The following is a 9,679-nucleotide window of genomic DNA, read 5'->3' on the forward strand; positions in this document are numbered from 1 at the left end:
TTTGCGACTGTTCAGCGGCGGCGACCGCTGCCGCCAAAAATGCCGCCGAGCACCCCGCGCAGGATTTCCTTGCCCAGGGTGGTGCCCATGGTGCGCACGGCTGACTTGGCCATGGTTTGCGCCAGGCCTTCGCGCTTGCCGCCACGCGGGCCGGTGCTGCCAAACAACACGTCGTTGAGGCCACCCATGAGACCGCCACCGCCTTGCTCGGCAGTGACCGGGGCGCCGGGCTTTCCAGGTGTGGTGCCAGCCTGGGCAGACAGATCCGCCGCGCGGCCCTTGAGTTTTTCGTAGGCCGATTCGCGGTCCACCACTTTTTCGTACACCCCGGCTACCAGCGATCCGGTGATCAGCGTCTGGCGCTGCTGCGGCGTGATGGGCCCCAGCTGGCTGCCCGGTGGCAGCACGAAGACGCGCTCGGTCATGCTGGGACGGCCCTTGGCGTCCAGAAAACTCACCAGCGCCTCGCCCACGGCCAGTTCGGTGATGGCGGTTTCGATGTCAAGGCCAGGCTTTTGGCGCATGGTGGTGGCTGTGGCCTTCACAGCCTTCTGGTCGCGCGGCGTGAAGGCGCGTAGCGCGTGCTGCACGCGGTTGCCCAACTGCGCAAGCACACTGTCGGGAATATCAAGCGGGTTTTGCGTGACGAAATACACCCCGACGCCCTTGGATCGCACCAGGCGCACTACCAGTTCGATGCGCTCGACGAGCACCTTGGGCGCTTCGTTGAACAAGAGGTGTGCTTCGTCAAAGAAGAACACGAGCTTGGGCTGCTCGGGGTCGCCGATTTCGGGTAGCTGCTCGAACAGTTCCGACAGCATCCACAGCAAAAACGTGGCGTACAGCCGGGGCGAATTCATCAATTTGTCGGCTGCCAGGATGTTGACCACACCGTGCCCGTCCACCGTCTGCATGAAGTCCTGGATGTTAAGCATGGGCTCGCCAAAGAACTGCGTGCCACCCTGTTGCTCGATCTGCAGCAGGCCGCGCTGGATGGCGCCGATGCTGGCGGCGCTCACGTTGCCGTACTCGGTGGTGAATTCCTTGGCGTTGTCGCCCACGTACTGCAGCATGGCACGCAGGTCTTTCAGGTCCAGCAGCAGCAGTCCATTGTCGTCGGCAATCTTGAAGACCAGGTTGAGCACGCCCAGCTGGGTCTCATTGAGGTTGAGCATGCGGCCCAGTAGCAGCGGGCCCATGTCCGACACCGTGGCCCGCACGGGGTGCCCCTGTGCTCCAAACACATCCCACAGCGTGGTGGGGCAGGCCAGTGGGGTGGGCAGATCCAGGCCGCGCTCCTTGAGCACCGCCGCAAGCTTGTCGCCGATCTTGCCCGGCTGGCTGGCACCAGTCAGGTCGCCCTTGACGTCGGCCATGAAGACCGGCACGCCAATGCGGGAGAATTTTTCAGCCAGCGTTTGCAGCGTCACGGTCTTTCCGGTGCCGGTGGCACCGGTGATGAGCCCGTGGCGGTTGGCCAGGCCGGGGAGCAGGTGGCATTCGATGGAGTCGTGCTGGGCAATCAAGAGGGGTTCAGCCATTTCGGGTTTCCTCAGAGGGGGAGGGAGCCTTGGCACGCGCCGAGTGCGAAGGTCCCCTGGGTTCGGCAAAAAGTAAAATCCTTCGGTAGATTAAATCAAGACTTCCGTATCTCTCTACCCGCAGCAAAGGACTTCTCGTGGCAGGACACAGTAAATGGGCGAATATCCAGCACCGCAAAGGGCGGCAGGATGAAAAACGCGGCAAGATCTGGACGCGCATCATTCGCGAAATCACTGTGGCAGCCCGTGCCGGTGGCGGCGATCTGTCTGCCAACCCCCGCCTGCGGCTCGCGGTGGACAAGGCCAAGGCGGCCAACATGCCTGCGGACCGCATCAAATACAACATCGATAAGGCCACGGGCAATGCCGAGGGCCTGACGTACGAAGAAATACGCTACGAAGGCTATGGCATCGGCGGGGCGGCCATCATGATCGACACCATGACGGACAACCGGGTACGCACTGTGGCGGAAGTGCGTCATGCATTGAGCAAGCATGGTGGCAATATGGGCACTGAAGGGTCGGTGGCGTTTCAGTTCAAGCACTGTGGTCAGCTGATATTTGCGCCCGGCACCAGTGAAGACAAAGTGATGGAAATAGCGCTGGAGGCGGGCGCCGACGATGTACTGACCGATGACGACGGTGCGGTGGAGGTTCTTACGGCTCCTGCCGACTTCGAAGCGGTGAAAAATGCCCTGGAGACTGCGGGCCTGACGGCCGAGCTGGCGGGCGTGACGATGCGGCCCGAAAACACGATTGAGTTGAAGGGCGACGATGCTGCGCGCATGCAAAAACTGCTGGACGTGCTGGAAGACCTGGACGATACGCAAGAGGTTTATCACAACGCGGCACTGTGAGGCTCCCCCCTGAGGCGCTGCGCGCATTCCCCCTGAGGGGGACGACGCCCTTGCTGCGGGGCGGCCCTTGCTCGGCGTCCCTCGCATTGCCAGCGACAGTTTTAACGGTTGTGCCCAGCGTTTGGCGCGGTGGGTCGCTTAGATTGAGTTGTTTTACGAACCCCTGGTAGCTGGTGCAGTGCCAGCAAGGGTTCACCGAAGGTTCCTATGAAAGTACTTGTGATTGGTGGAGGCGGCCGTGAACACGCTATGGCGTGGAAGCTGGCCCAGTCCCCCAAGGTGACCCGGGTGTACGTGGCGCCGGGTAACGGCGGCACGGCGCTGGACTCCAAGCTGGAGAACGTGGCGATCACCGACGTGCGGGATTTGCGATCGTGGGCGCAGGGCGAGAAGATCGCGCTGACGGTGGTAGGCCCCGAGGCACCGCTGGCCGCAGGCGTGGTGGACGAGTTCCGGGCGCATGGCCTGCGCATTTTTGGCCCCACCAAGGCTGCCGCGCAGCTGGAGAGCTCCAAGGCGTTTTCAAAGGCCTTCATGCGTCGCCACGGCATTCCCACGGCCGACTACGACACCTTCACCGACGCGGCGGCGGCCCACGCCTTTATCGACCGCGTGGGCGCCCCCATCGTCATCAAGGCCGATGGCCTGGCGGCGGGCAAAGGCGTTGTGGTCGCGATGTCGCTGCAGGAAGCCCATGATGCGGTGGACTTCATGCTGGTGGACAACAGATATGGCGTGCAGCACAACGAAGGGGGTGCGCGCGTGGTGATCGAGCAGTTTCTCGAGGGCGAGGAGGCGTCTTTCATCGTGCTGTGCGACGGCAAAAACGTGGTGGCGCTGGCCACCAGCCAGGATCACAAGCGCCTCAAGGACCACGATGAAGGCCCCAACACCGGCGGGATGGGCGCGTACTCGCCCGCTCCGGTGGTCACAGCCGACGTGCACGCGCGCGCCATGCGCGAGATTATCCTGCCCACCATCCGCGGCATGGAAAAGGACGGCATTCCCTATACCGGCTTTTTGTATGCCGGCCTGATGATCGATGCCAGGGGCCAGCCCAAGACGCTGGAATTCAACTGCCGCATGGGCGACCCGGAGACGCAGCCGATCCTGATGCGCCTGAAAAGCGACTTCTGTGACGTGATGGGTGCCGCTGCCGATGGCAAGCTCGACGCCGTCGAATTGCAGTGGGACCGACGCACCGCACTGGGCGTGGTCATGGCCGCCCACGGTTACCCTGAGTCGCCGCGCAAAGGCGACCCGATCGCCGGGCTGCCCGCCGAGGCCGAAGACGCCATGGTGTTCCACGCTGGCACGCAGCTCAAGGATGGCGTGATTACCGTGACCGGTGGCCGCGTGCTGTGCGTGACGGTGCTGGCCGATAGCGTCAAGCAGGCGCAGCAGCGTGCCTATGACGTCGCCCGCGGCATCCATTTCGAGGGAGCCCAGTACCGCCGCGACATCGGCTTCAGGGCGGTCAAATAGCTTCCCCCAAGTCGCCTGCGGCGCCTTCCCCCAGGGGGGCGACGCCCTTGCTACGGGATGGCCCTGGTTCGGCGTCCCTGGCTTGGGTCGCACCAGTTTTAACGGCAGCGCATCGTGCTGATGGCAATGGATCACTGAAATGCAACAACCTGGACTGAATCCGGCCACCACGGTGGCGACTGTGCGAACCTACCTGCAGGGTCTGCAGGAGCGCATCACCGACGCGCTTGAAGGCGTGGAGGCTGCACAAGCCGCCAACGCTGGCGCAGGCGAGGGCGGCGCGCGCTTTGTGGCCGACGCCTGGAGCAAGCCTCCGGGCGAGATGCTGCAAGGCGATGGCATCACCAAGATCATGGAAAACGGCCGTGTGTTCGAGCGCGCGGGCTGCGGCTTCAGCCATGTGCGCGGCCCCCAGCTGCCGCCGTCGGCCACGCAGCACAGGCCCGAGCTGGCTGGTGCGCCTTTTGAGGCCATGGGTGTGTCGCTGGTGTTCCACCCCCGCAACCCGTATGTGCCCACGGTGCACATGAATGTCCGCATGATTGCGGCGGGCCACCCCGGCCAGGCGCCCACCTGCTGGTTCGGCGGCGGCATGGACCTCACGCCCTACTACGGCTTTGATGAGGATGCGGTCCACTTTCATCGCAGCTGTCGCGACGCGCTGGCTCCCTTTGGCGATGACAAGTACCCCCGTTTCAAGCAGTGGTGCGATGAGTACTTCTGCCTGAAGCACCGCGGCGAGCAGCGCGGCGTAGGCGGGGTGTTCTACGACGATTTCTCAGAGCTGGGTTTCGACCAGAGTTTGGCGATGACCCAGTCGGTGGGAGACGCATTGCTGGGCGCTTACCTGCCCATCGTGCACAGGCGCAAGGAAACGCCCTACGGCGAGCGCGAGCGTGACTTCCAGCTCTACCGGCGTGGCCGGTATGTGGAATTCAATCTGGTGTGGGACCGCGGCACGCACTTTGGCCTGCAGTCGGGCGGGCGCACCGAGTCCATCCTGCTGTCGATGCCGCCGCTGGTGTCCTGGTCATACCAGCGCTCGGACGCAGCGGACTCGGCCGAGGCAGCGCTCACCCAGCGCTTTTTGGTGCGGCGCGACTGGCTCCATGACGTTCCTGGCATAACGCCATCCACAGGCCTTGAGGCGTAAATGCTATAATTTCAATAGCTGCAAGTGCTTCTTCCACGTGCGCAAGTGGGCAAAATCACCATAAAAACACGCTGCGCGCCCGCGCAACACCCGAGGCGCTGCCCCACTGGCTGCCCGCTGCGTTGCGAGCTATATTGACCTCATCCCTTCTACCCCACGCCTGATGACCACCTCCACCAAATCGGAAACCGCAGCCAAAAAAGACGTCACCAAACTGCAGCGTGCCATCGTCGATGGTCTGGAAGACGTCAAGGCGCAAGACATTCAGGTGTTCAACACCGAGCACCTCTCGCCGCTGTTTGAACGGGTGATCGTGGCATCGGGTACCTCCAATCGCCAGACCAAGGCCCTGGCCGCCAGCGTGCGCGACGCTGTCAAGGAAGCCGGTTTTGCAAAGCCGCGCATCGAAGGCGAAGACAACGGCGAATGGATCATTGTGGACTGCGGCTCGGCCGTGGCGCACATCATGCAACCCGCTATACGCCAGTATTACCGCCTGGAAGAACTGTGGGGCGAAGTGCCGGTGCGCCTGAAACTGGGCGCGGCCAAGCCGGTGTCCACGGCGGCTGCGGACCTGGCCGCCAAAAAGTCGGCTCAAAAGGAGGCCAAATCCGATGCCAAGGCGGGCGGTAAGGCTCCTGCCAAAAAGGCTGCAGCTCCTACCGTGGCAGCCCGCTCGGGCAAGGCCACGGTGAAGGCTGTAGCCAAGAGCACCGCGAAGGTGTCGCCTTCGGCCAAGGCGGCTGCAGCCAAGCCAGGGGCAACGTCGGCAACGGGCAAGGTGCCAGCCAAGGCGGGTGCGGCGGCTGCCGCCAAAAAGCCGGCGACGGCAAAGGCCCCTGCAAAGATACCCGCTCTGACTGCTGCAAAATCGCCCGCTAAATCGCCCGCTAAATCGCCCTCCAAGACTGCTGTCAAGACCCTGGTCGTCAAGACTGGCGGCACCAAGAAGCCAGCGGCCAGGAAGTCGTCGCCAGCCGCCAAGGCTCCGCCGGGGCGCGCCCCCGCCAAGCCCGCCGCCAAGAAGGCTCCGGCCCGCAAGGGCTGAAGCGGGGCGCACCCACCGTCGCCTTGCGGGCTGCGGCCAGTGTTCTCCACGCATCTCGGTTGACCATCCATGAAGCTGCTCATCGTGGCGGTCGGGCAGCGGGTGCCCGACTGGGCCCAGACGGCGTATGACGATTACGCCAAACGGTTTCCGCCTGAACTCAAGGTCGAACTCAGGGCGGTCAAGACCGAACCGCGGGGCTCCAAGACGCTGGAAACCCTGTACGCCGCCGAGCGCGAACGCATCGAAGCCGCCATACCCCGTGGCACCCGGGTGGTGGCGCTGGATGAACGCGGCACACCCCTGACCACCAAGGCGCTGGCCGAGAGGCTCAAAGGCTGGCAGCTTGGCGGTGATGATGTGGCCTTGGTCATCGGCGGGCCCGACGGGCTGGACCCTGCCTTTCGCCAGGCGGCCCATGAACGCATCCGCCTGTCCGATCTGACGCTGCCACACGCCATGGTGCGGGTGCTGCTGATCGAGCAGCTTTACCGCGCCTGGTCGGTGAATGCCGGTCACCCGTACCACCGCGAGTGAGCGGATTGACGCAGCAGCACCCCCACCGACTGCACCGACTGCACCAAATGAATCAATGCTCCTGATTTGATAGCTACTTTTGCATGCGCAGCGTGCGCGAGGCCTGATTTGAATCAAAATTTATCCATGCCGGACTCTATTTACCTTGCATCGCAAAGCCCACGCCGCCGCCAGTTGCTGGAGCAGTTGGGAGTGGCCTACCAGCTGCTGCTGCCCAATGCGGACGGGGATGCGCCGGAAGACGCAGAAGCCATCGAAGCCGTGCTGCCGGGTGAGGCGCCTGCTGCCTACGTGCAGCGCGTGACGGGCCTCAAGCTCGACGCGGCGGTGGCCCGACGCCTGCGCCGCGGGCTGCCCGACGCACCCATCCTGTGCTCGGACACCACGGTGGCGCTGGGCGATACCATCCTGGGCAAGCCCGACGATGCGGCCCATGCAGCCCGCATGCTGCAGGCCCTGGCCGGACACGAGCACCAGGTGCCGACGGCGGTGGCCCTGCAAGCCGGGTCGCGGCGCTTGCAGGCGCTGTCGGTCTCGCAGGTAAGGTTTGCGGCCATGACGCCCGAGCAGATCCATGCCTACGTCGCCACCGGCGAACCCATGGGAAAAGCCGGCGCCTACGGCATCCAGGGCCGGGCCGCGGCCCATATCGCGCACATGTCGGGCAGCTATTCGGGCATCATGGGGCTACCCATGTTCGAGACCGCCAACCTGCTGCGCGAGGTGGGTTTCGCCGTCTGAGCCGTGCACCGGCTGCCGTCACGCAGCCCGCACAACGATCCAACCGGGACACCATGCAACAAGACATCCTCATCAACTGGTCGCCCCAGGAAACCCGCGTGGCGGTGGTGGAGCATGGTGCCGTGCAGGAGCTGCACGTGGAGCGCGCGCTGGAGCGCGGGCTGGTCGGCAACGTGTACCTGGGCAAGGTCTCGCGCGTGTTGCCGGGCATGCAGTCGGCGTTCATCGACATTGGCCTGGAGCGCGCGGCATTTCTGCATGTGGCCGATGTGTGGCACCGCCAGCCCGATGGCGAGCCGCCGGCCTTCGCCCGCAAGACCGAGCCTCCCGTCCCCATTGAAAAGCAGGTGTTCGAGGGCCAGTCTCTCATGGTGCAGGTCATCAAAGACCCCATCGGCACCAAGGGCGCGCGCCTGTCCACCCAGATCAGCGTGGCAGGCAGGCTGCTGGTGTTTCTGCCGCAGGACGACCATGTGGGCGTGTCGCAGAAGATACCGGGCGCCGAGCGCGAAGCCTTGCGCGCACGCCTGCAGGCCCTGGTGGGCGACAAATCCTCCGGTGGGGGCGGCGGCTTTATCTTGCGCACCAATGGCGAAGACTCGACCGACGCCGAGTTGTCCGAAGACATTGCCTACCTGCGCAAGACCTGGTCGCGCATCAAGGAGGCATCCCTGAAGCTGCCCCCCGGCTCGCTGCTGCACCAGGACCTGGACCTGCTGCAGCGCGTGCTGCGCGACCTGGTGGGTGAACACACGCAGAGCATCCGGCTGGACTCGATGGAGCAGTTTCACAGGCTGCGCGCCTTCGGGCAGGAGTTCATGCCAGCCGCGGCGGGCAAGTTACAGCACTACCGTGGCGAACGCCCCATCTTCGACCTGTATGCCATCGACGAGGAAGTGGCCCGGGCGCTGGGCCGCCGAGTGGACCTGAAGTCCGGCGGCTACCTCATCGTGGACCAGACCGAGGCGCTCACCACCATCGACGTGAACACCGGTGGCTATGTGGGCGCGCGCAATTTTGACGACACCATCTTCAAGACCAACCTGGAAGCCGCGCAAGCCATCGCACGCCAGCTGCGCCTGCGCAACCTGGGCGGCATCATCATCGTGGACTTCATCGACATGGTGCGTGAAGACCACCAGCAGGCCGTGCTGGCCGAGTTCAAGAAACAGCTGGCGCGCGACCGGGTCAAGACCATGGCGGGCGGGTTCTCGCAGCTAGGCCTGCTGGAGATGACGCGCAAGCGCACCCGCGAATCGCTGGCCCACATGCTGTGCGAGCCCTGCGAGGCCTGCCAGGGCAAGGGCAGCGTCAAAACCGCGCGCAGCGTGTGCTACGACATCCTGCGCGAGATCCTGCGCGAAGCCCGCCAGTTCAACCCTCGCGAGTTTCGCGTGGTGGCGTCCGCGCGGGTGGTGGAATTGTTTCTGGATGAGGAGAGCCAGCACCTGGCGGGACTGTCGGACTTTATCGGCAAGCCGATCTCGTTGCAGGCCGAAAGCGCGATGGGGCAGGAGCAATACGACATCGTCTTGCTGTGATGCGCGACTGAGCGCGTTGGCACGGGAGAGGCCGCAACGCACTTCTTATTGCACTGCCAGTGGCATTGGAGTCCAAGCGCTTGCCCAATTTCGGCGATTGGAAACTGCGCTCGGGATGCTGGCGGGGGTATGCGCAGCCTTGCCTGGCACCGGCAAGCGTGAATTGGATTCAGTCCAGCGTCAAATCATCGCGCCAACGCATCAGTAATCCATTTGAGTTGCTCGGCGTAGGCGGATTTTTTGAGGGAATTTTGGATTTTCTCACGCATGCGCCGAGGCCGACATGCCGCGCAAGCCTGCAAAGCCTGCCAGCGCCGCCCGCGCGAGTTTCGCATAAGGGGCTTCAACGCGCGGTGGGGGAGCGTATGTCTACAGCCCGCAGGCTCAATCTCCCGCCACCCAGCGCTGCTCACCGAGGGCTTGGAGCGCACGAGGGTCCCGCGCCATCGTCCGGTCGAACGCGCTGACGCCATCCATGAGACAGAAACCAAAGGTGATGGTCCACGGCGCAGCGGAGCAGACACACGGTATCTGCGCGTAAACCGGGCCGTAGCGCCCACGTGCAAACCCGAGGATAAGTGCTATATAAAAAATAGCATCCAGGTCAATCAGGCCGTGCGCAACAGGCCCAAAATATCGCGGATTCACAGACAAAGTGCATCAGATGGCAGTTTAATGGGGGTGATCTCCAGGCCGTAAAACACCTCATGAGGGGTGCGGTATCCCAAGCACTTTCTAGGCCTGTGGTTCAATGCGTAAACCGCATTATTGACCTC

Annotated in this window: 8 protein-coding genes; 7 read left to right on the forward strand and 1 reads right to left on the reverse strand. The window is 63.9% G+C overall.

Features of this window, described 5'->3' with window-relative positions:
* Positions 1 to 11: 11 nt before the first annotated feature.
* Positions 12 to 1,541, reverse strand: a complete 1,530-nt coding sequence (locus ACK543_RS08560; protein ID WP_409942424.1) for a helicase HerA-like domain-containing protein — start codon at positions 1,539 to 1,541, stop codon at positions 12 to 14.
* A 137-nt stretch (positions 1,542 to 1,678) separates the two neighbouring features.
* On the opposite strand from ACK543_RS08560, the gene ACK543_RS08565 reads away from it, so the two are divergent.
* From ACK543_RS08565 to rng, 7 genes are all read left to right on the forward strand, one after another.
* Positions 1,679 to 2,398 carry a YebC/PmpR family DNA-binding transcriptional regulator gene (locus ACK543_RS08565; protein ID WP_409942425.1) on the forward strand — a complete coding sequence of 240 codons (720 nt, stop codon included), beginning with the start codon at positions 1,679 to 1,681 and terminating at the stop codon, positions 2,396 to 2,398.
* Between the two features lie 207 nt (positions 2,399 to 2,605).
* Positions 2,606 to 3,883 carry a phosphoribosylamine--glycine ligase gene (gene purD / locus ACK543_RS08570; RefSeq protein WP_409942426.1) on the forward strand — a complete coding sequence of 426 codons (1,278 nt, stop codon included), beginning with the start codon at positions 2,606 to 2,608 and terminating at the stop codon, positions 3,881 to 3,883.
* Between the two features lie 139 nt (positions 3,884 to 4,022).
* Positions 4,023 to 5,036 carry an oxygen-dependent coproporphyrinogen oxidase gene (gene hemF / locus ACK543_RS08575; protein ID WP_409942427.1) on the forward strand — a complete coding sequence of 338 codons (1,014 nt, stop codon included), beginning with the start codon at positions 4,023 to 4,025 and terminating at the stop codon, positions 5,034 to 5,036.
* 163 nt (positions 5,037 to 5,199) lie between these two features.
* Positions 5,200 to 6,084 carry a ribosome silencing factor gene (gene rsfS / locus ACK543_RS08580; RefSeq protein ID WP_409942428.1) on the forward strand — a complete coding sequence of 295 codons (885 nt, stop codon included), beginning with the start codon at positions 5,200 to 5,202 and terminating at the stop codon, positions 6,082 to 6,084.
* A 69-nt stretch (positions 6,085 to 6,153) separates the two neighbouring features.
* Complete coding sequence (rlmH, locus tag ACK543_RS08585) at positions 6,154 to 6,621, forward strand: 23S rRNA (pseudouridine(1915)-N(3))-methyltransferase RlmH (RefSeq protein WP_409942429.1); 468 nt, start codon at positions 6,154 to 6,156, stop codon at positions 6,619 to 6,621.
* A gap of 126 nt (positions 6,622 to 6,747) precedes the next feature.
* The gene (locus ACK543_RS08590; RefSeq protein WP_409942430.1) at positions 6,748 to 7,362 is read left to right on the forward strand and encodes a Maf family protein; all 615 of its coding nucleotides are present in this window, start codon (positions 6,748 to 6,750) and stop codon (positions 7,360 to 7,362) included.
* Positions 7,363 to 7,415: 53 nt separating this feature from the next.
* Positions 7,416 to 8,903: a ribonuclease G gene (gene rng / locus ACK543_RS08595; protein ID WP_409942431.1), complete on the forward strand. Its 1,488-nt coding sequence runs from the start codon at positions 7,416 to 7,418 to the stop codon at positions 8,901 to 8,903.
* Positions 8,904 to 9,679: the final 776 nt, after the last annotated feature.

Origin of the sequence: Acidovorax sp. (genome assembly GCF_046341535.1) — a bacterium.
Taxonomy (GTDB): Bacteria; Pseudomonadota; Gammaproteobacteria; order Burkholderiales; family Burkholderiaceae_C; genus Acidovorax.